This is a genomic window from Streptomyces sp. NPDC090798, from assembly GCF_044768965.1.
Taxonomy (GTDB): Bacteria; Actinomycetota; Actinomycetes; order Streptomycetales; family Streptomycetaceae; genus Streptomyces.
This window is the reverse complement of the sequence record NZ_JBIVXA010000035.1, coordinates 21,226-45,531: the sequence shown is the minus strand read 5'-3', so window position 1 is coordinate 45,531 and position 24,306 is coordinate 21,226. Positions and strand designations below refer to the sequence as shown.

21 protein-coding genes and 1 pseudogene are annotated in these 24,306 nt (G+C 71.0%); 14 read left to right on the top strand and 8 right to left on the bottom strand.

Features of this window, described 5'->3' with window-relative positions; translation table 11 throughout:
• Positions 1 to 53 precede the first annotated feature (53 nt).
• The 5 genes from pdhA (ACIQTP_RS43995) to ACIQTP_RS43975 are packed head-to-tail and all read left to right on the top strand — an operon-like array spanning position 54 to position 5,934.
• Entirely contained in the window at positions 54 to 1,196 is a 1,143-nt protein-coding gene (pdhA, locus tag ACIQTP_RS43995; protein WP_403411116.1) for a pyruvate dehydrogenase (acetyl-transferring) E1 component subunit alpha, read from the top strand.
• Complete coding sequence (locus ACIQTP_RS43990; RefSeq protein WP_402039002.1) at positions 1,193 to 2,197, top strand: alpha-ketoacid dehydrogenase subunit beta; 1,005 nt, start codon at positions 1,193 to 1,195, stop codon at positions 2,195 to 2,197. Before pdhA (ACIQTP_RS43995) ends, ACIQTP_RS43990 begins: the two co-directional genes overlap by 4 nt.
• On the top strand, positions 2,197 to 3,582 hold the full coding sequence (locus ACIQTP_RS43985; protein WP_403411113.1) for a dihydrolipoamide acetyltransferase family protein: 1,386 nt from the start codon (positions 2,197 to 2,199) through the stop codon (positions 3,580 to 3,582). The genes ACIQTP_RS43990 and ACIQTP_RS43985 overlap by 1 nt, the downstream gene beginning before the upstream one ends.
• 25 nt (positions 3,583 to 3,607) lie before the next feature.
• Positions 3,608 to 4,543 (top strand): NTP transferase domain-containing protein, encoded by a 936-nt coding sequence (locus ACIQTP_RS43980; protein ID WP_403411110.1) that lies wholly within the window; start codon positions 3,608 to 3,610, stop codon positions 4,541 to 4,543.
• On the top strand, positions 4,540 to 5,934 hold the full coding sequence (locus ACIQTP_RS43975; RefSeq protein ID WP_403411107.1) for a molybdopterin molybdotransferase MoeA: 1,395 nt from the start codon (positions 4,540 to 4,542) through the stop codon (positions 5,932 to 5,934). Before ACIQTP_RS43980 ends, ACIQTP_RS43975 begins: the two co-directional genes overlap by 4 nt.
• A gap of 63 nt (positions 5,935 to 5,997) precedes the next feature.
• Here ACIQTP_RS43975 and ACIQTP_RS43970 read toward each other — a convergent pair.
• Positions 5,998 to 6,314 (bottom strand): annotated as a pseudogene (locus ACIQTP_RS43970) (RNA-guided endonuclease TnpB family protein); the annotation flags it as partial.
• A 314-nt stretch (positions 6,315 to 6,628) separates the two neighbouring features.
• On the opposite strand from ACIQTP_RS43970, the gene ACIQTP_RS43965 reads away from it, so the two are divergent.
• The gene (locus ACIQTP_RS43965) at positions 6,629 to 7,618 is read left to right on the top strand and encodes an NAD(P)H-quinone oxidoreductase (protein ID WP_403411104.1); all 990 of its coding nucleotides are present in this window, start codon (positions 6,629 to 6,631) and stop codon (positions 7,616 to 7,618) included.
• Positions 7,619 to 7,628: 10 nt separating this feature from the next.
• On the opposite strand, the gene ACIQTP_RS43960 is transcribed toward ACIQTP_RS43965, so the two are convergent.
• On the bottom strand, positions 7,629 to 8,108 hold the full coding sequence (locus ACIQTP_RS43960) for a hypothetical protein (protein ID WP_403411101.1): 480 nt from the start codon (positions 8,106 to 8,108) through the stop codon (positions 7,629 to 7,631).
• Between the two features lie 172 nt (positions 8,109 to 8,280).
• On the opposite strand from ACIQTP_RS43960, the gene ACIQTP_RS43955 reads away from it, so the two are divergent.
• Positions 8,281 to 8,823 (top strand): bacterial proteasome activator family protein, encoded by a 543-nt coding sequence (locus ACIQTP_RS43955; protein WP_402039009.1) that lies wholly within the window; start codon positions 8,281 to 8,283, stop codon positions 8,821 to 8,823.
• Positions 8,824 to 8,961: 138 nt separating this feature from the next.
• On the opposite strand, the gene ACIQTP_RS43950 is transcribed toward ACIQTP_RS43955, so the two are convergent.
• Positions 8,962 to 10,602: a protein kinase gene (locus ACIQTP_RS43950; RefSeq protein ID WP_403411098.1), complete on the bottom strand. Its 1,641-nt coding sequence runs from the start codon at positions 10,600 to 10,602 to the stop codon at positions 8,962 to 8,964.
• 415 nt (positions 10,603 to 11,017) lie between these two features.
• Between ACIQTP_RS43950 and ACIQTP_RS43945 the strand changes: the two genes are divergently transcribed.
• Positions 11,018 to 12,592, top strand: coding sequence for a protein kinase (locus ACIQTP_RS43945; protein ID WP_403411095.1), 1,575 nt, complete (start codon positions 11,018 to 11,020; stop codon positions 12,590 to 12,592).
• Between the two features lie 91 nt (positions 12,593 to 12,683).
• On the opposite strand, the gene ACIQTP_RS43940 is transcribed toward ACIQTP_RS43945, so the two are convergent.
• From ACIQTP_RS43940 to ACIQTP_RS43930, 3 genes are all read right to left on the bottom strand, one after another.
• Positions 12,684 to 13,808, bottom strand: a complete 1,125-nt coding sequence (locus ACIQTP_RS43940; RefSeq protein ID WP_403411093.1) for a phosphotransferase — start codon at positions 13,806 to 13,808, stop codon at positions 12,684 to 12,686.
• 103 nt (positions 13,809 to 13,911) lie between these two features.
• Positions 13,912 to 14,334, bottom strand: coding sequence for a pyridoxamine 5'-phosphate oxidase family protein (locus tag ACIQTP_RS43935; protein ID WP_403411091.1), 423 nt, complete (start codon positions 14,332 to 14,334; stop codon positions 13,912 to 13,914).
• A gap of 136 nt (positions 14,335 to 14,470) precedes the next feature.
• Positions 14,471 to 15,136, bottom strand: coding sequence for a response regulator (locus tag ACIQTP_RS43930; RefSeq protein WP_403411088.1), 666 nt, complete (start codon positions 15,134 to 15,136; stop codon positions 14,471 to 14,473).
• Between the two features lie 380 nt (positions 15,137 to 15,516).
• Between ACIQTP_RS43930 and pdhA (ACIQTP_RS43925) the strand changes: the two genes are divergently transcribed.
• From pdhA (ACIQTP_RS43925) to ACIQTP_RS43915, 3 genes are read left to right on the top strand one after another with little or no spacing between them, the layout of a single operon-like run.
• On the top strand, positions 15,517 to 16,767 hold the full coding sequence (pdhA, locus tag ACIQTP_RS43925) for a pyruvate dehydrogenase (acetyl-transferring) E1 component subunit alpha (RefSeq protein ID WP_403411085.1): 1,251 nt from the start codon (positions 15,517 to 15,519) through the stop codon (positions 16,765 to 16,767).
• Positions 16,768 to 16,769: 2 nt separating this feature from the next.
• Positions 16,770 to 17,750 (top strand): alpha-ketoacid dehydrogenase subunit beta, encoded by a 981-nt coding sequence (locus ACIQTP_RS43920; protein ID WP_099921650.1) that lies wholly within the window; start codon positions 16,770 to 16,772, stop codon positions 17,748 to 17,750.
• A gap of 10 nt (positions 17,751 to 17,760) precedes the next feature.
• Positions 17,761 to 19,218: a dihydrolipoamide acetyltransferase family protein gene (locus ACIQTP_RS43915; protein WP_403411082.1), complete on the top strand. Its 1,458-nt coding sequence runs from the start codon at positions 17,761 to 17,763 to the stop codon at positions 19,216 to 19,218.
• Between the two features lie 84 nt (positions 19,219 to 19,302).
• On the opposite strand, the gene ACIQTP_RS43910 is transcribed toward ACIQTP_RS43915, so the two are convergent.
• Positions 19,303 to 20,199 carry a D-alanyl-D-alanine carboxypeptidase family protein gene (locus ACIQTP_RS43910; protein WP_403411079.1) on the bottom strand — a complete coding sequence of 299 codons (897 nt, stop codon included), beginning with the start codon at positions 20,197 to 20,199 and terminating at the stop codon, positions 19,303 to 19,305.
• Positions 20,200 to 20,420: 221 nt separating this feature from the next.
• Between ACIQTP_RS43910 and ACIQTP_RS43905 the strand changes: the two genes are divergently transcribed.
• Entirely contained in the window at positions 20,421 to 21,095 is a 675-nt protein-coding gene (locus tag ACIQTP_RS43905) for a GntR family transcriptional regulator (protein WP_403411076.1), read from the top strand.
• Complete coding sequence (locus ACIQTP_RS43900; RefSeq protein WP_403411073.1) at positions 21,092 to 22,396, top strand: nitrate/nitrite transporter; 1,305 nt, start codon at positions 21,092 to 21,094, stop codon at positions 22,394 to 22,396. The genes ACIQTP_RS43905 and ACIQTP_RS43900 overlap by 4 nt, the downstream gene beginning before the upstream one ends.
• A gap of 136 nt (positions 22,397 to 22,532) precedes the next feature.
• On the opposite strand, the gene ACIQTP_RS43895 is transcribed toward ACIQTP_RS43900, so the two are convergent.
• The gene (locus ACIQTP_RS43895) at positions 22,533 to 23,357 is read right to left on the bottom strand and encodes a maleylpyruvate isomerase family mycothiol-dependent enzyme (protein WP_403411070.1); all 825 of its coding nucleotides are present in this window, start codon (positions 23,355 to 23,357) and stop codon (positions 22,533 to 22,535) included.
• 154 nt (positions 23,358 to 23,511) lie between these two features.
• Here ACIQTP_RS43895 and ACIQTP_RS43890 point away from each other — a divergent pair, with 154 nt between their 5' ends.
• On the top strand, positions 23,512 to 24,306 hold the full coding sequence (locus ACIQTP_RS43890) for a carbon-nitrogen family hydrolase (RefSeq protein WP_403411067.1): 795 nt from the start codon (positions 23,512 to 23,514) through the stop codon (positions 24,304 to 24,306).

Sequence of the window (24,306 nt, the reverse complement as noted above, 5' to 3'; positions counted from 1 at the left end):
GGCGCCTCACAGCCGTGCCGCGCCCGAAGCCGCTCCCACGAGGAGGTGCCGTCATGACGGTCATGGAGCAGCGAGGCGCTTACCGGCCCACGCCGCCGCCCGCCTGGCAGCCCCGCACCGACCCCGCGCCGCTGCTGCCCGACGCGCTGCCCCACCGCGTCCTCGGCACCGAAGCCGCCGCGCAGGTCGACCCGGGCCTGCTGCGCCGTCTGTACGCGGAACTGGTGCGCGGCCGTCGCTACAACGCGCAGGCCACCGCCCTCACCAAGCAGGGCCGCCTCGCCGTCTACCCCTCCAGCACCGGCCAGGAGGCCTGCGAGGTCGCCGCCGCGCTCGTCCTCGAGGAGCGCGACTGGCTCTTCCCGAGCTACCGCGACACCCTCGCCGCCGTCGCCCGCGGCCTCGACCCCGTCCAGGCCCTCACCCTCCTGCGCGGCGACTGGCACACCGGTTACGACCCCCACGAGCACCGCATCGCACCCCTGTGCACCCCCCTCGCCACCCAGCTCCCGCACGCCGTGGGCCTCGCGCACGCCGCCCGCCTCAAGGGCGACGACGTGGTCGCGCTCGCCCTGGTCGGCGACGGCGGCACCAGCGAGGGCGACTTCCACGAGGCGCTGAACTTCGCGGCGGTCTGGCAGGCCCCGGTCGTCTTCCTCGTCCAGAACAACGGCTTCGCCATCTCCGTCCCGCTCGCCAAGCAGACCGCCGCCCCCTCCCTGGCCCACAAGGCCGTCGGCTACGGGATGCCCGGCCGGCTGGTCGACGGCAACGACGCGGCGGCCGTGCACGAGGTCCTGAGCGACGCCGTGCGCCACGCGCGCGCGGGAGGCGGTCCGACGCTGGTCGAGGCCGTGACGTACCGCATGGAAGCCCACACGAACGCCGACGACGCCACCCGCTACCGCGGCGACTCCGAGGTCGAGACCTGGCGGGCGCACGACCCGATCGCCCTCCTGGAGCACGAGTTGACCGAGCGCGGCCTGCTCGACGACGACGGCATACGGGAGGCCCGCGAGGCCGCCGAGACCATGGCCGCCGACCTGCGCGCCCGCATGAACCAGGACCCGGTGCTCGACCCCATGGACCTCTTCGCCCACGTGTACGCCGAGCCCACACCACAACTGCGCGAGCAGGAAGCGCAGTTGCGCGCCGAGCTCGCGGCCGAGGCCGAGGCGGAGGGTACGGCCCGATGACGACTGTCGCGCTCAAACCCGCCACCATGGCGCAGGCCCTCACGCGCGGGCTCCGCGACGCCATGGCCGCCGACCCGACCGTCCACGTCATGGGCGAGGACGTCGGCACCCTGGGCGGCGTCTTCCGTGTCACCGACGGGCTCGCCAAGGAGTTCGGCGAGGACCGCTGCATGGACACCCCGCTCGCCGAGGCGGGCATCCTGGGGACGGCCGTCGGCATGGCCATGTACGGGCTCAGGCCGGTCGTGGAGATGCAGTTCGACGCGTTCGCCTACCCGGCGTTCGAGCAGCTGATCTCGCACGTGGCACGGATGCGCAACCGCACCCGCGGCGCCATGCCGCTCCCGATCACCATCCGGGTCCCCTACGGCGGCGGCATCGGCGGCGTCGAGCACCACAGCGACTCCTCCGAGGCGTACTACATGGCGACTCCGGGACTCCATGTCGTCACCCCCGCGACCGTCGCCGACGCCTACGGGCTGCTGCGCGCCGCCATCGCCTCCGACGATCCGGTCGTCTTCCTGGAGCCCAAGCGCCTGTACTGGTCGAAGGACTCCTGGAACCCCGACGAGCCACCGGCCGTTGAACCGATAGGCCGCGCGGTGGTGCGGCGCCCGGGCCGCAGCGCCACGCTCATCACGTACGGGCCGTCCGTGCCCGTCTGCCTGGAGGCGGCCGAGGCGGCGCGGGCCGAGGGCTGGGACCTCGAAGTCGTCGACCTGCGCTCGCTCGTGCCCTTCGACGACGAGACCGTGGCGGCATCGGTGCGGCGGACCGGACGCGCGGTCGTCGTCCACGAGGCCGGCGGTTACGGCGGCCCGGGCGGCGAGATCGCGGCCCGCGTCACCGAGCGCTGCTTCCACCACCTGGAGGCGCCGGTGCTGCGCGTCGCCGGATTCGACATCCCGTACCCGCCGCCGATGCTGGAGCGGCACCACCTGCCCGGCGTCGACCGGATCCTGGACGCCGTGGGGCGCCTGCAATGGGAGGCGGACAGCTGATGGCCCAGGTGCTCGAGTTCAAGCTCCCCGACCTCGGTGAGGGCCTTACCGAGGCGGAGATCGTCCGCTGGCTGGTGGAGGTCGGCGACGTCGTCGCCGTGGACCAGCCCGTCGTCGAGGTCGAGACGGCCAAGGCGATGGTCGAGGTCCCCTGCCCCTACGGAGGCGTGGTCACCGCACGCTTCGGCGAGGAGGGCACGGAACTGCCCGTGGGTTCCCCCCTGTTGACCGTCGCGGTCGGCGCGCCGTCCTCCGGCGAAGAGACCGAGGGCTCCGGCAACGTGCTGGTGGGGTACGGCACAGGGGCGCCACCGGCGCGACGCGGAAGGGTACGCCCGGCCGCCGGTGCGACCACTCCGCCCGGGGCGCACACGCAGTCCCGGCCCGCGCGCCACCCCGCCGCCGACAACCACCCGAGCGCCCCGGCGCGGGAGCCAAGCCCGGCCCGTGACCACATCGCGGCGGCGGTACGCGCCGACGGCCCCGTACCGGTGATCTCCCCGCTCGTCCGCAGGCTCGCCCGGGAAAACGGCCTGGACCTGCGGACCCTGGTGGGCTCCGGCCCCGACGGGCTGATCCTGCGGTCGGACGTGGAGAACGCGTTGCGCTCGGCCGGCGCCCCGGTCCGGGAGCCGCAGACCCCGCTCGCCCCGCGCACCCCCGAACCCGTCCCGGTGGCCCCCGCAGGTGCCACCGCCGGCACCCGCATCCCTCTCCGCGGCATCCGCGGCACGGTCGCCGACAAACTCTCCCGCAGCCGTCGCGAGATCCCCGACGCGACCTGCTGGGTGGACGCCGACGCGACGGAACTCCTGCACGCGCGCAGGGCGATGAACGCCGCCGGCGGCCCCAAGATCTCCCTGTTGGCGCTGCTCGCCCGCATCTGCACCGCGGCACTGGCCCGCTACCCGGAGCTCAACTCCACGGTCGACACGCAAGCCCGTGAGATCGTCCGCCTCGACCACGTCCACCTGGGCTTCGCGGCACAGACCGAGCGCGGTCTCGTCGTCCCCGTCGTCCGGGACGCCCACACGCGCGACGCGGAATCGCTGAGTGCGGAGTTCGCCCGGCTCACCGAGGCCGCACGCACCGGCACGCTGACGCCCGCGGAACTCACGGGCGGCACCTTCACGTTGAACAACTACGGAGTGTTCGGCGTCGACGGCTCCACACCGATCATCAACCACCCCGAGGCCGCCATGCTCGGCGTCGGCCGGATCGTCCCCAAGCCCTGGGTGTACGAGGGCGAGCTGGCCGTGCGCCAGGTCGTCCAGCTCTCGCTCACCTTCGACCACCGGGTGTGCGACGGCGGCACGGCGGGCGGCTTCCTGCGGCATGTGGCGGACTGCGTCGAACAGCCGGCGGTGCTCCTGCGTTCCCTGTGATCGCGGCGGCACGCATACTCGGGGGATGACCGCGTCCGAGCCACCGGGCACCCCCGGCCCCGCCGCCCCGTACGACGCCGTCGTCCTCGCGGGCGGCGCCGCCCGCCGGCTGGGCGGCGCGGACAAGCCCGGTCTGCGCGTGGGCGGGCGCCCGCTGCTCGAGCGGGTGCTCGCCGCCTGCGCCACCGCCACCACCACGGTGGTCGTCGCCGAGCCCAGGGAGACCGGGCGCCCCGTGGAGTGGGCGCGCGAGGACCCGCCCGGCGGCGGACCGCTCGCCGCGCTCGACGCCGGCCTGCGGCACATTTCGGCGGAACACGTCGTGGTGCTCTCCGCCGACCTGCCGTTCCTGGACGAGGCGACGGTACGGCGCCTCCTGGACGCCCTGCGGACGGGCGACGCCCCCAAGGGCCCGGCGCAACCCGACGGTGTGCTGCTCACCGACCCCGACGGCCGCGACCAGCCGCTCGTGGCCGCCTACCGCGCGGACGCCCTGCGCAGGGAGCTGGCCGCGCTCGCCGCCGCCCACGACGGAGTCACCGGGCTGCCACTGCGGCGGCTCACCGCCGCGCTCGACCTCACCCGTATCTCCGACCCCGTCGCGTCCTTCGACTGCGACACCTGGGACGACATCGCCGCCGCTCGGGCCCGCATCAGGGAGCATGGGAACGTGTTGGATGAATGGATTTCCGCAGTCAAGAACGAGCTGGGCATCGACCTGGACGTCGACACCGGCGCCCTGCTCGACGTGGCCCGCGACGCGGCGCACGGAGTGGCCCGGCCCGCGGCGCCGCTGACCACGTTCCTCGTGGGGTACGCGGCCGCACAGGCCGGGGGAGGCCCCGAGGCCGTCGCGGAGGCATCCCGCAAGGCCGCGGCGCTCGCGCTCCGCTGGGCGGCCGAGGACACCCCCGACGCCAAGCCGACCTCGGACGCCAAGCCGACCCCCGACGCCGGATGAACGCGCCCCGCGCCCGGCCCCTCGGCCAGGACGCCGACGACTTCGACGTGGAGGAGGCCCTGGCCTTGGTCAAGGACCCCCGAGGCGCGTCCGACCCCCGGCACGGCCACGGCACCCCCGCGGTCCCCGCGCCCACGTCGCAGGGCGAGAACGGCACCCACGCCCCCGACAGCGCCAAGGGCAAGGGCGACGGGCACAAGGCCACCCCCTGGCCCCAGGCCCGTACGACCGCCGAGCGGGCCGCCCGTTCCGTCCCGCGGCGCGCCCCCGTCTCCGTGTCCCTGGACGCGGCCCTCGGACTGGTCCTCGCCGCCCCGCTCGCCGCACTCACCGACCTCCCCTCCTTCGACACCTCCGCCATGGACGGCTATGCGGTCGCCGGACCCGGCCCCTGGGACCTCCGCGAGGAGCGCGTACTCGCGGGCCACGCGAAGCCGGAGCCGCTCATCGACGGCGAGGCGGTGCGGATCGCCACCGGCGCGCGCATCCCGCAGGACGCCACCGCCGTACTGCGCAGCGAGCACGGGCGCCTCGACGACAAGGGACGGCTGCACGCCACCCGGGAGGCCGTGCACGGGCAGGACATCCGGCCCCGTGGCCAGGAGTGCCGCAGCGGCGACCAGCTCCTGCCGGCCGGCGCCCTGGTCACCCCCGCCGTGCTGGGCCTCGCCGCGGCCGCCGGATACGACACACTCACCGCGGTCCCCCGCCCCCGCGCCGAAGTCCTCGTCCTCGGTGACGAATTGCTCACCGAGGGGCTCCCCCAGGAGGGCCTGATCCGGGACGCGCTCGGTCCGATGCTGCCGCCCTGGCTGCGCGCCCTCGGTGCCGAGGTCCTCGCGGTACGCAGGCTGGGCGACGACGCCAAGGCTCTACACAAGGCGATCACCCGCTCCGACGCCGACCTGATCGTCACGACCGGAGGCACCGCCTCGGGCCCCGTCGACCACGTCCACCCCACCCTGAGCCGCATCGGCGCCCAACTCCTCGTGGACGGTGTCAAGGTCCGCCCGGGTCACCCCATGGTCCTGGCCCGCACCAAGGAGAACCAGCACCTCGTCGGCCTGCCCGGCAACCCCTTGGCGGCCGTCTCCGGCCTGCTGACGCTCGCCGAGCCCCTCCTGCGCATCCTGGCAGGTCGGGAGGCCCTGGAGCCGTACACGCTGCCCCTCGGGGACGCGGTCCACGGGCATCCGTACGACACCCGGCTCATCCCCGTCGTGGTGCGTGCCGACCGGGCCGTGCCGCTGCACTACAACGGTCCGGCCATGCTGCGGGGCATCGCGGCGTCCGACGCCCTCGCGGTCGTACCGCCCGGTGGCGCCCGTCCGGGTCAGGAGCTGGAACTCCTCGATCTACCCTGGGCGTTGGCCGGTATGGGGAATGCCTGAGATGAGTGGGGGCATGAACCGGACGTTGAATGCTCTCCCTCTTGAGCGAGGGGGGTTCCTGGCTCACGCTGCTCGGTCGCTCAGCGAGCGATCGGGTCTTGCGCGATCGGCACCAGCCGGGTTCGGACCAGCCCGGACGAGCGTCACGCGGGCGGAGTCCTTGTCCCTGGGGGATGCGGCTCCGCACGTGGTGCAGGTGTAGGGGTACGGCTGAGGAACTTCGGACGGAAGTCCTCCACGGCGACGACGTCATGGTCCCGCACGACCTTCTTCGCCCACTTGCGGCCGGTGTCCTGCCGCTGCCGGGCGATCTTCTCGTACGTCTTCGCCCGCCACCGCTTCGCGTCCCGGTAGCCCGTCGATGCGGGCCGGCCTTTCTTTCGGTGAGCATCCTGTCCAGCCTCGCGGGGCCGCAGTCTTCCGCGTCACGGTGGGCCTTCTGGGAGCGGGCGACGCACTCGTTCTCTCCCCCCGATGGTCCCCGGCCGGAACACCGTGGCATCCCGAGCCCTCCAATGAGACCGTATGTGCGACTGCCGCACACCCGTACCCGTATCGCGCAGCGACCACCCCAACCAGCGAACACAGGCACGCGCGTTCGCATGACCCCGGCTCCGCCGGGCCGAGGGCCGACAGTTCGCCGAGGACGGCACCAGCGGGCTTCTCACCGTGTGACAGGGGTAGCGTCAGCTTCATGAAGGCAGTGACGATCAACCAGCCCGGCGGCCCCGAAGTGCTCACGTGGACGGATGTGCCGGATCCCGTTCCCGGTGACGGGGAAGTTCTCGTCGAAGTAGTGGCCAGCGCCGTCAACCGCGCCGATCTGATGCAACGGCAGGGCTTCTACAACCCGCCGCCCGGCGCCTCTTCGTACCCCGGACTCGAATGCTCGGGCCGGATCGTCGAGATCGGCCCCGGAGTCTCCGGATGGGCCGTCGGCGACGAGGTCTGCGCGCTGCTCGCGGGCGGCGGATACGGCGAGAAGGTCGCTGTCCCGGCAGGGCAGCTGCTGCCCGTTCCCGAGGGCCTGGACCTCAAGCAGGCGGCCGCGCTGCCCGAGGTGACCTGCACCGTCTGGTCCAACGTCTTCATGATCTCCCACCTGCGCCCGGGCGAGACCCTGCTCGTGCACGGCGGCTCCAGCGGCATCGGCACCATGGCGATCCAGCTGGCGAAGGCCGTCGGTGCGAAGGTCGCCGTCACGGCCGGTACCAAGAAGAAGCTCGACTTCTGCGCCAAGCTCGGTGCGGACGTCCTCATCAACTACCGCGAGCAGGACTTCGTCGAGGAGATCGAGCGGGCCACGGACGGCTCGGGCGCCGACGTCATCCTCGACAACATGGGTGCCAAGTACCTCGACCGGAACGTGCGGGCCCTCGCGGTCAACGGACGGCTCGCGATCATCGGACTGCAGGGCGGTGCCACCGGTGAGCTGAACATCGGCGCGCTCCTCACGAAGCGTGCCGCGATCAGCGCCACCTCGCTGCGCGCCCGCCCGCTCGGCGAGAAGGCGGCGATCGTCGCGGCCGTGCGCGAGCACGTGTGGCCGCTGATCGCCTCCGGCCATGTACGCCCGGTCGTCGACCGCGAGCTGCCGATGAGCGAGGCGGCGACGGCGCACCAGATCCTGGAGGAGAGCGGCCACATCGGCAAGATCCTCCTCGTCGTCCCCGGCAAGGACTAGGAAAATCCGCTCAGCCGCGGCGCAGGCGCAGGGCGAGGAAGGCGAGGCCCAGGCCGAGGCCGATGAGGATCAGCCCGCCGCCGAGGGGCAGGATCCTGAGGACCGGTTCGGGGGTGGTCGCCGGGCCGACCTCGTTGTGCTGGACCGGCACGGCCGAGGGCCGCGACGGATCGGGGGCACCGGTCCCCTCCGGGCGGTCCGACGCGGCGTTCTCCCCGGCGGGGTCGTGGTCCGTGTACGTCGGCACGGTGTCCTCGCGGCTTCCGCTCCCGTCCTCGTCCGGCGCCGAGGGCTCCTCGCGCCCCGGGCGCGTGCGGCCCTCGCCCGCGCTGCTCCCCGCGCGGGAGGCACCGGCGCTCGGAGCGGGATCGGCGGCATAGGACACCACGTGCGGGACGGCGCGCGAGACGGCGTACGAAGGGGATACCGCGCCGGTCGTCACGACGAGCAGCAGTCCGGTCACACGGAGCGCGGTGAGCCGTGGAGTCACGTGGGTGACCCCCTCCCGGTGAGGAGTCCCATGATCAATGGGGCAAGTGATCAATGGGGCAAGCCTCACACGACCCCTCCTTCCCGGCATCTCGACGCTCACCTGGACGGTGGATCACGCTGTATGGGGGGCACCACAGTGATGGGGTGGAGGTGTGCGAGAGAATGGCCGCATGGAGATGCCGAGGAACGAAAGGTCGCCGGAGAACCCCCAGATCCTGGTCGTGGGCCAGGACGGGATGGCTCTCGGTGGCACCGGAGACGAGGACTCCCGCGAGGTCCCGGTGACAGAGATGGTCGAACAGCCCGCCAAGGTCATGCGTATCGGGAGCATGATCAAGCAACTTCTCGAAGAGGTGCGCGCCGCACCTCTGGACGAGGCGAGCCGGGTCCGGCTCAAGGAGATCCACGCCAGCTCCGTGAAGGAGCTGGAGGACGGCCTGGCGCCCGAGCTGGTCGAGGAGCTGGAGCGGCTCTCGCTGCCCTTCACGCACGACGCGACCCCCAGCGACGCCGAGCTGCGTATCGCGCAGGCCCAGCTGGTGGGCTGGCTCGAGGGCCTCTTCCACGGGATCCAGACGACCCTGTTCGCCCAGCAGATGGCGGCCAGGGCCCAGCTGGAGCAGATGCGCCGCGCGCTCCCGCCGGGCGTCGGCGGTCTGGAGGGCGACGAGGACCCGCGCGCGGGCGGCCGCTCCGGCGGACCGTACCTGTAGCCCCGGGCGACCCCTTCTCGCGAAACGGGCCCGGCACGTGAAGTGCCGGGCCTGTCTTATAGGTGCTTATACGCGCTTATAGGTGCCCATGCGCGCTATGAGCACCTGTAAGTGTTCCGAGTGCTTGAGTGGGGCGTTTCAGGACGGGTTGCCCGAAGAGACGCTCAGCTCGATCTCCGGCATGTTCTTGGGATCGACGTCTACGCCCGCGGACGGGAACTGATCCATGATCGTGTCCTGGCCGTAGGTGTTCTCGTCGACGTGCTTGATCTTCATCTGCCAGCCCGCGGCCTGGAAGCAGGACTTCACGGACGCCAGGTTCTTGTACTGGAAGTCCGGGACCTGGATCTTGTTCGGGTCGTCGTACGACTCCTGCGGAGACGTGCACTTCTCCTTGTCGATCGTCTTCGACGTGTCCGGACCCTTGTGCCCCGCCACCACGGACGGCGAGGGGCTGCTGCCGCCGCCTCCCTGGTTGTCGCCGCCGCCGTTGTTGTTCAGCGCGAGGGCGGTGATCAGACCGCCGATCGCGACGAGCGCGACCACGACCGAGCCGACGACGACCGCCTTGTTGCCCTTGCGGCCGCCGGAACCGCCCGAGCCGCCCGGAACGGAGGTCCGGGGCTGGGGCGTGAGGTGGTACGGCGGCGGGGTCGGCATGCCCTGCTGGGGGGCGTACGCGGGGATCCCCGGCGTCGGGTAGCCCCCCTGCTGCGGATACCCGTACGCCTGGGACGGCGAGGGCGGCGGGGTCGGTGCCCCGTAGGGATTGGGCTGGTACGGCGTCTGTACGGGACCCGGGGCCGGCATCGCCTGGTCGACGGGCGGGAAGACGGCCGAGCCGACACCCGCGCCGCTCGACGTCCTGGCCCCCGGCACGATGCTCGGCGCGGCGGCCTGCAGCGACTGGGACACCCGCAGACACTCGTCGCGCATGGTCTCGGCGCTCGGGAAACGCTCGTTCGGGTTCTTCTTCAGCGCGCGGGCGATGAGCGCGTCCACCGCCGGGGGCAGTGAGCGGTTGATCGAGGAGGGCGTGACCGGCTCCTCCTGGACATGCGCGTACGCGATGGCCAGCGGCGAGTCGGCCTCGAACGGCAGCCGCCCGGTGACCAGTTGGAACAGCATGATGCCGACGGAGTAGAGGTCGGACCGGGCGTCCACGCCCCGGCCGAGCGCCTGCTCCGGGGAGAGGTACTGAGGGGTGCCGACGACCATGCCGGTCTGCGTCATCGAGGTGACGCCGGACTGCATGGCGCGGGCGATGCCGAAGTCCATCACCTTGACGACGCCCCGCTTCGTCATCATCACGTTGCCCGGCTTGATGTCCCGGTGGACCAGGCCCATCTCGTGGCTGATCTCCAGGGCCGCCAGCACGTCCGCGGTGATCTTCAGGGCCTTGTCGGCGGGCATGGCGCCGTACTGCGCGATGTCCTGGTCGAGCACGGAGCCGAGCGGGCGGCCCTCGACGTACTCCATGACGATGTACGGCGTCGTCATGCCGCCCAGTTCGTCCTCGCCGGTGTCGAAGACCGAGACGATGTTCGTGTGCGTGAGTTTCGCCACCGCCTGGGCCTCGCGGCGGAAGCGCTCGCGGAAGGCCTGCTCGCGGCCGAGCTCGGTGTGCAGTGTCTTGATCGCGACCTGGCGGTCGAGCACCGAGTCGTAGGCGAGGTGCACCGAGGCCATGCCGCCTTCGCCGAGCAGATCACGCAGCTGGTAGCGGCCGCCGGCGACCGCGCGTCCCGCGTACCGGCCCTGTGCGCCGTCCTGGCTCATGTTCTGCGTCCCCCATTGGCGCGGATTGTTCTGCCTGTGCTGCGAGCTGTCCTGCACGCGCTCCGCGCGGTCAACTGTGCTGTGATCCGCACCGAGTCCGTCCGAGTCCGCGCTGTGACCGATCTGTGTCTCGGTGATCGATTGGCTGATTCCCGGCCAAGTCTGCCGTAGGGCACTGACACGTCAAGCGCGGTGCCCGTTCCGTGACCGTCTGCGAAAGAAGCGTCGCGGAAGCGTTACAGGTGCCGTACGAGCGGTACACAGAATTTGCACGCCGACACCCTGGACAGGTTTCATGGCCGGTCCATCTCACTTCCATCTCGGGCCGGAGCCTTGCGCGAAGCCTGTAGCGTGGCCCGACGGAGACCGTAACAACCACCGCGCAGACCGCGGGCAGAAACGACGGCGAGGACTGATGGCACAGCAGCAGCGCGCTCAGGGCCCGTCCGACCCCGAGGCGACTGGCGGCGGTATGTCAGATGCGCCGGAGATGTGGGGTAATGGCGGACTTGTGGGGGACGGCCGGTACCGGCTGACCCACAGACTAGGCCGGGGCGGCATGGCCGAGGTGTTTGCGGCCGAGGACGTGCGCCTCGGGCGCACCGTCGCGGTCAAGCTGCTCCGCTCCGATCTGGCCGAGGACCCGGTGTCCAAGGCCCGCTTCACGCGTGAGGCGCAGTCGGTGGCCGGACTCAACCACCACGCCGTTGTCGCCGTGTACGACTCGGGCGAGGACGTCGTCGGGCACGCGACCGTGCCGTACATCGTGATGGAGCTCGTCGAGGGCCGCACGATCCGCGACCTGCTGATCAACGCCGAGGCCCCCGGGCCCGAGCAGGCGCTGATCATCGTGTCCGGTGTCCTGGAGGCGCTCGCCTACTCGCACCAGCACGGCATCGTGCACCGCGACATCAAGCCGGCGAACGTGATCATCACGAACACCGGTGCCGTGAAGGTGATGGACTTCGGCATCGCGCGCGCCCTGCACGGCGCGCAGTCGACGATGACCCAGACCGGCATGGTCATGGGCACACCGCAGTACCTCTCCCCGGAGCAGGCCCTCGGCAAGGCCGTCGACCACCGCTCGGACCTGTACGCGACCGGCTGTCTGCTGTACGAACTGCTCGCGCTGCGGCCCCCGTTCACCGGCGAGACGCCGCTGTCGGTGGTCTACCAGCACGTCCAGGACATCCCGGTACCCCCCTCCGAGGTCGCGCAGGGGGCGCCGCCGGAGCTCGACGGGCTCGTCATGCGCTCCCTCGCGAAGGAGCCGGACGACCGGTTCCAGACCGCCGAGGAGATGCGCGGCCTCGTCCAGTACGGGCTGCAGATGCTGTACGACCAGGGCGGGCACACCGGCACCTGGAACACCGGCCCGGTCGCCATGCACGAGGGGTTCCACACCCCGGCGTCCGGCTTCGCGGGTACGACCGCGATGCCGCACCCCGGTGAGTCCGGCACCACACAGATCCCGGCGCCGATGATCCCGCCGTACGGCAGCGGCGGGGACGACGGCGGCTTCGAGGGGCACGGCAACCACGGCAGCGGCCGCGGCAAGCTGTGGATCCTCGCGGTCCTCGCGGTGATCGCGATCGCGGCGGGCGTCGCGCTCGCGCTCCACAACACCGGTGGCACCGGTGGCGGCGGGAGCGGTACGACCCACTCGCCGACCACCACGCCGTCCGCCAAGGACAACCAGCCCAGCGAGAGTCCCAGCGACAGCCCCACGGACACCGCGACGGCCAACTCCACGGACGACAGCACCGGCTCGGGCGGCGGTTCGGACTACACGCCGTCCTACACGCCGTCCCCGAGCTACAGCAGCCAGCCCTCGAACCAGCCGTCGGACCCGGCCACGAACACGACGCCGACGGACACCACGCCTTCGGACCCCGCGACCCAGAGCCAGGATCCGCCGACGCCGGTCAATCCGACGGACGGCGGCGACGCCGGCGGCGGCGGCAGCCAGGGCAGCTCGCAGGGCCCTTGAAGTCCACCGACGGAAACATCCTCCACGCGCGCGTGAAGCCCGAAACGGGCGCCACGCGCGCGTGGTGTTTCCTCCCGCGCGGGATCGGCGATCAGCCCGCGAACGCCTCGCACACCGCGTCGTACTCCCGCGTCCACCACACCGCCAGCGCCGAGGCCGCCGGGAACTGCGGATCGGCGCGGGTGTCGCCGCGCTCGTAGTGCCAGCGCAGCATCCAGAAGTCGTTGAGGCGCTCCCACCACACCCGGTGCACGGCGGCCGCCAGCTCGGCGGGGCCGGCGCCCGCGGTACGCCGGTACGCGCGCGCGTAGGCCCGTACCTTCGCCAGGTCCAGGGCGCCGACGGGACGTACGAAGAAGATCACCGCGGCGCGTACGGCCTCCTCGGCGCGGGGATGGACGCCCAGCCGGTCCCAGTCGACGATCGCGGCCGGTTCGCCGTCGCGGTAGAGCAGGTTGAAGGGGTGGAAGTCGCCGTGCACCCAGCCCACCGAGCCGCCCCGCGGGGGCCGTCGGTCGGCATGCCGCTCCAGGAGGGCGCGCCGCTCCAGGAGCCGGTGCCGGGCCAGCTCGTCGAAGGCGTCGTACGGGCGGTGGCGGCGCACCTGGGCGAGCAGGCGGTCGATGAGCGCGAAGGTGTCGGCGGGGTCGGCTCCCCGGGCCGGATCCACCCCTTCCGCCGCCGCCGAGCCCCCCGCCGCCGCGCTCGCTGAGCCTCCCGCGCCCGCCCTCGCTGAGCCTTCCGCGGCCGCCGAGCCTTCCGTCGCCCCGGTGACGTCGGCCGGTCTCGCCGGGATGCGGCCCTCCGTCGGCATCACCCGCTCCAGGCTCGCGTGGACGACGCCCAGGAGCGCCCCCAGCCGTGCGCACTGCTCCGTGGTGAGCTGGCCGCCGTGCCGGTGCCGGCCGTCGATCCAGGGGTGCAGCGCGTACGCGTGGCCCCCGATCACGGCGACGGTGCGCCCGTCGGTGCCGGTCAGCGGCGGGGCGACGGGGACGCCGAGGTCCGCGAGACGCTGAGTCGCCCGGTGCTGGCGGGCGATCGCGACCGGGTTGGCCGTCTCGGGGTCGAAATGGTGCTTGAGGAAGTAGCGGCCGCGGGTGGTGCGGAGCCGGTAGCCGCGGTTGAGCAGCCCCTGTTCGACGGGGTCGCAGGTCAGCGCGGACCCGGCGGCGTACTGGCGGAGGAGGGCGCCCAGAGGGGGCGCGTGAGACACCGGGGGTGGTGCAGATAGGCGCGGCACGCGCCAGATGCTAGGGCACGAGCCGGGCCTCTGACCTTGGGTTTGTCACAGACAGTCGTCTTCGATCACGGGGCAGTCACAGGGTGCGCCGGAACTGGCGTTCCATGGCATCGTCCGCGGAATGGACGGTGGAGAACTGGGGCTCGATGCTCAGATGGACCGGGTCGAAGGGCTCGCCGTCCATGAACCGCGGCGCGGGCCCGAACAGCTCGCGGTGGGCCTGGGTCGGCTCCACGGCCTCGCACCGGCCCACGATCTGTACGGACCACACGCTCTCGCCGGGCCCTGCCGAAGCCAGGTTGTCGGTGCCGTAGGCGACGACGCTCCCGAGGCAGGCCCGGTGGTATCCGCAGCCCCGGTGCAGGCGCAACAGGACGCGGCCGTCCACCACGACGTGGCGGGCGAGGGCGAGGAAGGGCATGGCGCGCAGGCTGGCGGCCAACCGGCCGTGGTCGGTACGGCGGAGGAGTTCCACGGCGAGCTCTTCGTCGATGGGCATGCCCCCAATTTCCGGCACCCTGATGGCCCCGGAAAAGAGGCACCCGCCCCCTGAAGAGGGGCCAAAGGTCCCGAAAGGCATGTAGGGCGCTATCGGCGGCGCCACGCCCAGTGACCCGAATTCACTGGTGCCGCACTCAGTGGTGCTGCTTCTCCGCCTGGATGCGCGCCACATAGGCGGCGGCCTGGGAGCGCCGTTCCATGCCCAGTTTGGACAGCAGGCTCGACACGTAATTCTTGATCGTCTTTTCGGCGAGATGCAGCCGCTCGCCGATCGTGCGGTTGGTGAGCCCCTCGCCGATCAGGTCGAGGATCCTGCGCTCCTGCTCGGTGAGGTGCCCGAGCTTGTCGTCGTTCTCGCCGCCGCCGCCGCGCCGCAGCCGCTCCAGGACCTGGGCGGTGGCCACGGGGTCGAGCAGCGACTTGCCGGCCGCGACATCGCGTACGGCCGAGAGCAGTTCAGCGCCGCGGATCGCTTTCAGCACATAGCCCGACGCGCCCGCCATGATCGCGTCGAAAAGCGCCTCGTCGTCGGCGAAGGAGGTCAGCATCAGGCACTTGATGTCCTGGTTCCGAGACCGGATCTCGCGGCAGACCTCCACCCCGCTGCCGTCCGGGAGCCGTACGTCCAGCACCGCGACGTCCGGGGCCGTGGCCGGGATCCGCGCCAGCGCGTCGGCCGCCGTACCGGCCTCGCCGACGACCTCGATGTCGTCCTCTCCCGAAAGCAACTCATGGACACCGCGCCGTACCACCTCGTGATCGTCGAGGAGAAATACGGTAATTTTTCGGCTTTCGGGCACAAAGTCAGTGTCACACACCACCCTTGGCCCTGCCCGGGGTGAACTCTTCCCGTGCCCGGGGTGACCGGGATAACGTGCCCGTGTTCCGGCCCCCTGCGAGGCTGTGACCAGTGCTGTGACCAGCGACTGTTCCCGACCTGCGTGCATTACTTGGAAATCCGACTAATAAATAGTGGGAAGTCCAAGCAAAAACGCAGGTCAGGAGGGGTTTCACAGAATTGTGGAGCACTGGGTAACGTGGCCGTTGCAGGGCGCTCGCCGGGGCACCTGTCACGCCTGTTCCCGGCCGAGTGCACCCACCCCGTGCACGGGTACTTGGAACAGGCGAGCCGCACTGGCCACCCGGCAACCCCGGGGGCCGGACCGACGGAGGAGCACACGTGACCGTGGAGAGCACTGCCGCGCGCAAGCCGCGACGCAGCGCCGGTACGACCGCTGCGAAAAGCGGCGCCAGTACGACCGGTACGAAGAGCGCCGCGAGCAAGCGCACCAGCGCGGCCGGCAAGAAGTCACCGGGCGTACCCGGCGCACCTGGCGCATCGGGCCCCGGTCCCGAGCTCGTCCAGCTGCTGACGCCGGAGGGCGAGCGGGTCAACGACGCCACGTACGACCCGTACGTCGCCGACATCACCCCCGAAGAGCTGCGCGGTCTGTACCGGGACATGGTGCTGACCCGCCGCTTCGACGCCGAGGCCACCTCCCTGCAACGCCAGGGCGAGCTGGGCCTGTGGGCCTCGCTGCTCGGCCAGGAGGCCGCCCAGATCGGCTCCGGCCGGGCCACCCGTGAGGACGACTACGTCTTCCCGACCTACCGTGAGCACGGCGTCGCCTGGTGCCGCGGGGTCGACCCGACCAACCTGCTCGGCATGTTCCGGGGTGTGAACAACGGCGGCTGGGACCCGAACAGCAACAACTTCCACCTGTACACGATCGTCATCGGCTCGCAGACGCTGCACGCCACCGGCTACGCCATGGGCATCGCCAAGGACGGCGCGGACTCGGCCGTGATCGCGTACTTCGGGGACGGCGCCTCCAGCCAGGGCGACGTCGCTGAATCGTTCACCTTCTCCGCGGTCTACAACGCCCCGGTCGTGTTCTTCTGCCAGAACAACCAGTGGGCGATCTCCGAGCCGACCGAGAAGCAGACCCGCGTCCCGCTCTACCAGCGCGCGCAGGGCTACGGCTTCCCGGGCGTCCGGGTCGACGGCAACGACGTCCTCGCCTGCCTGGCGGTCACCAAGTGGGCGCTGGAGCGGGCCCGCCGCGGCGAGGGCCCCACCCTCGTGGAGGCGTACACCTACCGCATGGGCGCGCACACCACCTCCGACGACCCGACCAAGTACCGGGCCGACGAGGAGCGCGAGGCGTGGGAGGCGAAGGACCCGATCCTGCGCCTGCGCGCGTACCTGGAGGCTTCAAACCACGCGGACGAGGGATTCTTCGCGGAACTTGAGGCCGAGAGCGAGGCGTTGGGCAAACGAGTACGCGAAGTCGTCCGCGCCATGCCGGACCCGGACCACTTCGCCATCTTCGAGAACGTGTACGCCGACGGGCACGCGCTCGTCGACGAGGAGCGGGCCCAGTTCGCCGCCTACCAGGCGTCGTTCGCGGATGCAGGGGAGGGCAAGTAGCGATGGCTGCGGAAAAGATGGCGCTGGCCAAGGCGATCAACGAGTCGCTGCGCACGGCCCTCGACGCCGACCCCAAGGTCCTGATCATGGGTGAGGACGTCGGCAAGCTCGGCGGTGTCTTCCGGGTCACGGACGGGCTCCAGAAGGACTTCGGCGAGGACCGGGTCATCGACACCCCGCTCGCCGAGTCGGGCATCGTCGGCACGGCGATCGGTCTCGCGCTGCGCGGCTACCGGCCGGTGGTGGAGATCCAGTTCGACGGTTTCGTCTTCCCGGCGTACGACCAGATCGTCACGCAGCTCGCGAAGATGCACGCGCGGGCGCTCGGCAAGATCAAGCTTCCCGTCGTGATCCGGATTCCGTACGGCGGTGGCATCGGCGCGGTCGAGCACCACTCCGAGTCCCCCGAGGCGCTGTTCGCGCACGTGGCGGGCCTGAAGGTGGTCTCTCCGTCGAACGCGTCGGACGCCTACTGGATGATGCAGCAGGCCATCCAGAGCGACGACCCGGTGATCTTCTTCGAGCCGAAGCGGCGCTACTGGGACAAGGGCGAGGTCACCACCGACGCGATTCCCGGACCGCTGCACAAGGCGGTCGTGGCGCGCGCGGGCAGCGATCTGACGCTCGCCGCCTACGGCCCGATGGTGAAGGTCTGCCTGGAGGCGGCCGCGGCCGCCCAGGAGGAGGGCAAGTCGATCGAGGTCCTGGACCTGCGCTCGATGTCCCCGATCGACTTCGACTCCGTCCAGGCCTCGGTGGAGAAGACCCGCCGCCTGGTCGTGGTGCACGAGGCTCCGGTCTTCCTCGGTACGGGCGCGGAGATCGCCGCCCGCATCACGGAGCGGTGCTTCTACCACCTGGAGGCACCCGTCCTGCGGGTGGGCGGCTATCACGCCCCCTATCCGCCGGCGCGCCTGGAAGAGGAGTACCTTCCGGGCCTGGACCGGGTGCTCGACGCCGTCGACCGCTCGCTGGCGTACTGAGGAGAGGGTCGTGACGACGATGACTGAGAACGCGTCGGGGCTCCGCGAGTTCAAGATGCCCGACGTGGGCGAGGGACTGACCGAGGCGGAGATCCTCAAGTGGTACGTCCAGCCCGGTGACACGGTCACCGACGGCCAGGTCGTCTGCGAGGTCGAGACCGCCAAGGCCGCCGTGGAACTGCCCATCCCGTACGACGGCGTGGTGCGCGAACTCCACTTCCCCGAGGGGACGACGGTGGACGTGGGCCAGGTGATCATCGCGGTGGACGTGGCCGGCGGATCGGCGCCGACCGGGCAGGCCCCCGTCGCCGTGGAAGCCCCCGTGGCCGAGGCGCCCGCCGCCCCCGTCCCCCAGGCACCGGTCGCCGAGGAACCCAAGCCCGAGGGCCGCACGCCGGTCCTCGTCGGGTACGGGGTGGCCGAGGCCTCCACGAAGCGCCGCCCCCGCAAGGGCACCGAGGTCCCGGCCCAGCCGCCCGAGACGTTCCTGGCCGCCACCGCGATCCAGGGCGAGCTCAACGGCCATGGCCACGCGTCCGCGCCGGGCACACAGCGCCCCCTCGCCAAGCCCCCGGTCCGCAAGCTGGCCAAGGACCTCGGAGTCGACCTGGCCACGATCACGCCTTCGGGCCCGGACGGCATCATCACGCGCGAGGACGTGCACGCGGCGGTCGCACCGGCTCCGGCCCCGGAGCAGCCGGCGGTGACGGCGCCGCCGGTTCCCGCCCAGGCCCAGGCTCCCGCTCCGGTCGTCATGTACGACACGGCGCGTGAGACCCGTATCCCGGTCAAGGGGGTCCGCAAGGCCACGGCTGCCGCGATGGTCGGCTCGGCGTTCACGGCACCGCACGTCACCGAGTTCGTGACGGTCGACGTGACGCGCACGATGAAGCTCGTCGAGGAGCTCAAGCAGGACAAGGAGATGCAGGGCCTGCGGGTCAACCCGCTCCTGCTCATCGCCAAGGCCCTGCTGGTCGCCATCAAGCGCAACCCGGACGTCAACGCGTCCTGGGACGAGGCGACCCAGGAGATCGTGCTCAAGCACTACGTGAACCTGGGCATCGCCGCCGCCACCCCGCGTGGTCTGATCGTCCCGAACATCAAGGACGCCCACACCAAGACGCTCCCCCAACTCGCCGGATCCCTGGGCGAGCTGGTGGCCACGGCACGCGAGGGCAAGACCTCACCCGCCGCGATGCAGGGTGGCACGGTCACGATCACGAACGTCGGCGTCTTCGGCGTCGACACCGGCACGCCGATCCTCAACCCCGGCGAGTCGGCGATCCTCGCGATCGGCGCGATCAAGCTCCAGCCTTGGGTCCACAAGGGCAAGGTCAAGCCCCGCCAGGTGACGACACTCGCGCTGAGCTTCGACCACCGCCTGGTCGACGGCGAACTGGGCTCCAAGGTCCTGGCCGACGTGGCGGCGATCCTGGAACAGCCGAAGCGGCTGATCACCTGGGCGTGAGCGTCGGCGCGTAGTCGGCGCCCGGCACGACGAAGGGGGCCCGTCGCTATCAGCGACGGGCCCCCTTCGACTGGTGTCCGAGAACTACTTGGCGAAGCCGTAGTTCAGGAGCTTGGTGGCGTCCGTGGCGCGCTGGGTGATCGAGGTCGACGCGAGGACCGTGCCGATGATCGTCTTGCCGTTGCGGGTGGCGGCGAAGACGAGGCAGTACTTGGCCTCGGGGCCGGAGCCGGTCTTCACGCCGATGGTGCCGCTGTAGCTGCTGAGCAGCGTGTTCGTGTTGGTCCACGCCGCCATGGTGCGGGTGCTGCCGGTCTTCGTGACGGTCTTCGCCGTGTACGACTTGGTCTTCACGACCGTCTTGAACGTGGTGCTCTTCATCGCGCTGCTGGCGAGCTTCGTCAGGTCGCGCGGCGTCGAGTAGTTGCTGCCGTTGCCGATGCCGTCGAACGAGTCGAACTTCGTGTTCGTCATGCCGAGGCTCCGCGCCGTGCTGTTCATCTTGCCGATGAACGACTTCACACGGGCGGCACGGGTGGAGCCCGAGCCGAACTTGTCGGCGAGCGCGTAGGCGGCGTCACAGCCGGACGGCAGCATCAGACCGTAGAGGAGCTGGCGGACGGTGACCTTGTCGCCGACGATGAGGTGGGCGGAGGACGCGGTGTTGGCGACGATGTAGTCGCTGTACGCCTTCTGGATCGTGACCGTGGCGTCGAGGTTGAGGTTCGGCTGCGAGAGCACGACCTTGGCGGTCATGATCTTGGTGGTGGAACCGGTGGAACGCTTGGTGTCGGCAGCCTTGGTGTACAAGGTCTTGGCCGTGCCGTTGTTCATCACGTAGCCGCCGGCGGCGGCGATGGTGGGCGTCGTGACGGCCCCTGCGGGGGCGGCCCCGAAGGCTCCGGCCGCCAGTACGGCGCCGGTGGTAACGGTGACAGCGGCGGCTCGGCGGAAACGCGTGCCCTTAATGCCGGTAATCAAAATGAACGCTCCGAATGCGCGAAATGCCCCTGGGAGAACGGCACATGACAGTGCCGTCTTACGTACGGACTCGTGAGGGACCCAAAGGGATGCACGGAAGATGGGGTGGAATTGTGTGACGTGGGTTACGTCAAGGGGCGGGCGTTGACCGGGAGAAGGGTACTGGTCCGCATCCTGGACGGCACGCGACCATGTGTACGTGTTGTATCTATGATGTGCGCATGCCTGCCGCGCCATCCGTGTCCGCTCCGCCCGCCACCAAGCAACCCCCCGCCGCCGACCGCGTGTACGCCCACGTCAAGCGGGGTGTCCTGGAACGCCGTTACGAGGGTGGGACGCTGCTCACCGAGGGCGAGCTCGCCGAGGCCGTGGGGGTGTCGCGCACGCCGGTGCGCGAGGCGTTGCTCCGGCTCGAGGTCGAGGGCCTGATCAAGCTCTACCCGAAGAAGGGCGCGCTCGTCCTGCCCGTCTCCGCGCAGGAGATCGCGGACGTGGTCGAGACACGGCAACTCGTGGAGGAACACTCGGTCCGCAAGGCCGTACCCGCGTCGCCGCATCTCATCGCGCGTCTGGAGGAACTCCTCGCGCAGCAGAAGGAGCAGGCCGCCGCGGGAGACCTGGCCGGCGCCGCCGTCACCGACCGCTGCTTCCACGCCGAGATCGTCCGCAGCGGCGGCAACGAGATCCTCTCCCGGCTCTACGACCAGTTGCGCGACCGGCAGTTGCGGATGGGCGTGGCCGTCATGCACGCGCACCCCGACCGGATCACCAAGACGCTCACCGAGCACGAGGCGATCCTCGAAGCGCTGCGGTCCGGCGACGCGGAGGCGGCGGTGACCATCGTCCACGATCACGTCAGCTGGTTCTCGAACCTGGCGCGGGGAGAGGTCCGATGAGCTCCCACTCGGCCGTCTCGCTCCCCGGAGACCCGCCCGGCGGCCGCCGCGCGATCGGCGTCTGGGGCATCGGCGTCTCCGTCTACTTCGTCGCCGTCATCTTCCGTACGTCGCTGGGAGTGGCCGGGCTCGACGCCGCGGACCGCTTCCATGTGAACGCCTCCGCGCTCTCCACCTTCTCGATCCTCCAACTCCTCGTCTACGCGGGCATGCAGATACCCGTGGGACTGCTGGTCGACGGGCTCGGCACCAAGAAGGTGCTGACCATCGGCGTACTGCTCTTCACCGCGGGCCAGTTGGGCTTCGCGTTCTCCTCCACGTACGGGATGGCGCTGGCCTCGCGCGCGCTGCTGGGCTGCGGGGACGCGATGACGTTCATCAGCGTGCTGCGGCTGGGCACGCGGTGGTTCCCGGCGCGGCGGGGGCCGTTGGTCGCGCAGCTCGCCGGTCTGGTGGGCATGGCGGGCAACCTGGTCTCCACCCTCGTCATCGCGCGGTTGCTGCACGGAGTGGGGTGGACGACGGCGTTCGCGGGCAGCGCGTTCGCCGGGGTCGTCGTCCTCGTACTCCTCCTTCTCTTCCTGAAGGACCACCCCGAGGGGCACGAGCCGGAACCGTTCCCGCACCAGGGCGCCGCGTATGTGCGGGGGCAGATCGCGGCGTCGTGGCGGGAGCCCGGTACGCGACTGGGGATGTGGGTGCACTTCACGACACAGTTCCCGGCGATGGTCTTCCTGCTGCTGTGGGGCATGCCGTTCCTGGTCCAGGCGCAGGGGCTGTCGCGGGCGACGGCCGGTGAACTGCTCACCCTCGTGGTGCTGTCCAACATGTTCGTGGGTCTTGTCTACGGGCAGATCGTCGCCCGGCATCACGCGGCGCGGCTTCCGCTGGCGCTCGGGACGGTGACGGCGACGGCCGTGGTCTGGGCGAGTGCGCTGGCGTATCCCGGTGACCGGGATCCCATGTGGCTGCTGGTCGTGCTGTGCGCGGTGCTCGGGGCGTGTGGGCCGGCTTCCATGATTGGGTTCGACTTCGCGCGGCCCGCGAATCCGCCGGAGCGGCAGGGGACCGCGTCCGGGATCACCAACATGGGTGGTTTCGTCGCCTCCATGACGACGTTGTTCGCGATCGGCGTGCTGCTGGACGCGACCGGGGACAACTATCGCGTCGCCTTCTCGGCCGTGTTCGTTCTTCAGGCGCTGGGGCTGAGCCAGATCTTCCGGTTGCGGAAGCAGGCGGCGCGCAGGGAGCGCGAGCGGTTGGTGGCCAGCCGCGTGGAGACGGTACACGTCCCCGCGTAACGCCCCCGCGGGAGCGCGGACAACTGCGCGACCAGCCCCGGCCCACCCGCAGCCCCCGCCCACCCGCAGCCCTCGTCCACCCGCAGCCCTCGTCCACCCGCAGGCTCCCATTCGCCCGCAGTCGAAGAACCCCGCGCTACGGCGTGATGGCGAAGTTCCTCAGGATGGCTGTGGTCAGCTCCGGGTCGCCCTCCGTCTTGATGCGGTCGGAGACGGCCTCGGCCGTGACACGGCCGCAGGCGAGGCGGAAGTACGTCTCCCAGTCGAGGGTGAGGGTGGCGGCCGGGCCGAGAGAGGGGGCGCCGTCTATCGAGCCGCGTCCGTCCGCATCGACCCGCACCGTCCGCAGGAACTCCAGCGGCCCGTGGATGTCGAAGACGACCGCCGAGTTCGCGGGCGCTCCCGCGTCCTTGGCGACGACCTTCGGCAGCGCCCCGAGGAGCTCGTCACGGACGATGTGCGCGCCGGGAGAGTCGAGGTTGCCGGGCACGCCGAGGGCCACCCGCAGGTCCTGTTCGTGCACCCACACATCGAACGCACGCCTGCGCATCGCCTGTTCGAGGGTGATCTCGGTCCCGAGCGGCCCGCGCACCTTGGCGTCCGGCTGCCGCGACTCGTTCCGCAGCTGACGGTTGCGGCGGATGATCGTGTACTCCAGCTCGGAGGTCATCTCCGGCGCCGTGTGGTGGCGGCGCACGTCGACCTGCATCTCCATGTACCGCTGGTGCTCGTTCGTCACGTGGAACAGGTCGCGGGGGAGCGTGTGGATCGGCCGCGGATCGCCCAGCATCTCGCAGTCGAGCCCGATGACATGCGAGACGAGATCCCGCACCGACCAGCCGGGGCAGGGCGTGCGCCGGTTCCATTCACCTTCCACCAGCGGCGACACCAACTCGGATATCGCATCGACCGAGTGGGTCCAGGCGTCGGCGTAGGACTGAAGGCTGGGATGCAGACTCACGGAACGGGACCCCTCGGGCGGTTGGACGCGGGCAGTGCACAGGCAGCGGGTGTCTTGGGACGCTAAGTTACGCTGCTGTGAGGCACCCCGGCAGTGCTTTCGTGTGACGATCGTAGGCCTGTATGGACGGCTCGAATGCCAGGACGGTGGTAGTGTGCGCGCCTCTCTCCTCCAGATCGACGTAAACGACGGCGAATCGGTTGATTCGCGTCGGCGGCGTGTGGCGGCTCTGGTACGAGAACAAGCCGGAGTCGACCTGGTCGTGCTGCCGGAACTGTGGACCACCGGGGCGTTCGCCTACGACTCGTTCGGCACGGAGGCGGAGTCCCTCGAAGGCCCGACGTTCGAGGTCATGGCGAAGGCGGCGAGCGACGCGGGCACCTGGCTGCACGCCGGGTCGATCCCCGAGCGGGACGCCGACGGCACGCTCTACAACACCTCCCTCGTCTTCACCCCCTCCGGCGACCTGGCCGCCGCCTACCGCAAGATCCACCGCTTCGGCTTCGACAAGGGGGAGGCCGTACTGATGGGCGCGGGCGGCGAACTGGTGACGGTCCGTCTGCCGGAGACCACCCTCGGCATCGCCACCTGCTACGACCTCCGCTTCCCCGAGCTCTTCCGCGGGCTCGTCGACGCCGGCGCCGAGACCCTCGTCCTGTCGGCCGGCTGGCCCGAGCGGCGCCGCGCCCACTGGACGCTGCTCGCCCAGGCCCGCGCGGTCGAGAACCAGGCGTTCGTTCTTGCCTGTGGAACGGCCGGCACGCACGCGGGCGTTCCCCAGGCCGGTCACTCGATCGTGGTCGATCCGTGGGGGGAGGTCCTGGCGGAGGCCGGGGCAGGGGAGCAGGTGCTCACGGTGGACTTCGACCCCGGGAAGGTCGCGACCACGCGGGAGCAGTTCCCGGCGCTGAAGGACCGGATGCTGGGACTGGCGGCACCGCGCCGCTGA

What these genes read in the sequence shown, in the direction of transcription:
- ACIQTP_RS43955 (WP_402039009.1), top strand. Translation starts at nt 8,281, where the DNA reads ATGGAGATGCCGAGGAACGAAAGGTCGCCGGAGAACCCCCAGATCCTG.
- ACIQTP_RS43985 (WP_403411113.1), top strand. Translation starts at nt 2,197, where the DNA reads ATGGCCCAGGTGCTCGAGTTCAAGCTCCCCGACCTCGGTGAGGGCCTT.
- ACIQTP_RS43905 (WP_403411076.1), top strand. Translation starts at nt 20,421, where the DNA reads ATGCCTGCCGCGCCATCCGTGTCCGCTCCGCCCGCCACCAAGCAACCC.
- ACIQTP_RS43975 (WP_403411107.1), top strand. Translation starts at nt 4,540, where the DNA reads ATGAACGCGCCCCGCGCCCGGCCCCTCGGCCAGGACGCCGACGACTTC.
- ACIQTP_RS43945 (WP_403411095.1), top strand. Translation starts at nt 11,018, where the DNA reads ATGGCACAGCAGCAGCGCGCTCAGGGCCCGTCCGACCCCGAGGCGACT.
- ACIQTP_RS43935 (WP_403411091.1), bottom strand. Translation starts at nt 14,334, where the DNA reads ATGCCCATCGACGAAGAGCTCGCCGTGGAACTCCTCCGCCGTACCGAC.
- ACIQTP_RS43980 (WP_403411110.1), top strand. Translation starts at nt 3,608, where the DNA reads ATGACCGCGTCCGAGCCACCGGGCACCCCCGGCCCCGCCGCCCCGTAC.
- ACIQTP_RS43900 (WP_403411073.1), top strand. Translation starts at nt 21,092, where the DNA reads ATGAGCTCCCACTCGGCCGTCTCGCTCCCCGGAGACCCGCCCGGCGGC.
- ACIQTP_RS43965 (WP_403411104.1), top strand. Translation starts at nt 6,629, where the DNA reads ATGAAGGCAGTGACGATCAACCAGCCCGGCGGCCCCGAAGTGCTCACG.
- pdhA (WP_403411116.1), top strand. Translation starts at nt 54, where the DNA reads ATGACGGTCATGGAGCAGCGAGGCGCTTACCGGCCCACGCCGCCGCCC.
- ACIQTP_RS43990 (WP_402039002.1), top strand. Translation starts at nt 1,193, where the DNA reads ATGACGACTGTCGCGCTCAAACCCGCCACCATGGCGCAGGCCCTCACG.
- ACIQTP_RS43950 (WP_403411098.1), bottom strand. Translation starts at nt 10,602, where the DNA reads ATGAGCCAGGACGGCGCACAGGGCCGGTACGCGGGACGCGCGGTCGCC.
- ACIQTP_RS43920 (WP_099921650.1), top strand. Translation starts at nt 16,770, where the DNA reads ATGGCTGCGGAAAAGATGGCGCTGGCCAAGGCGATCAACGAGTCGCTG.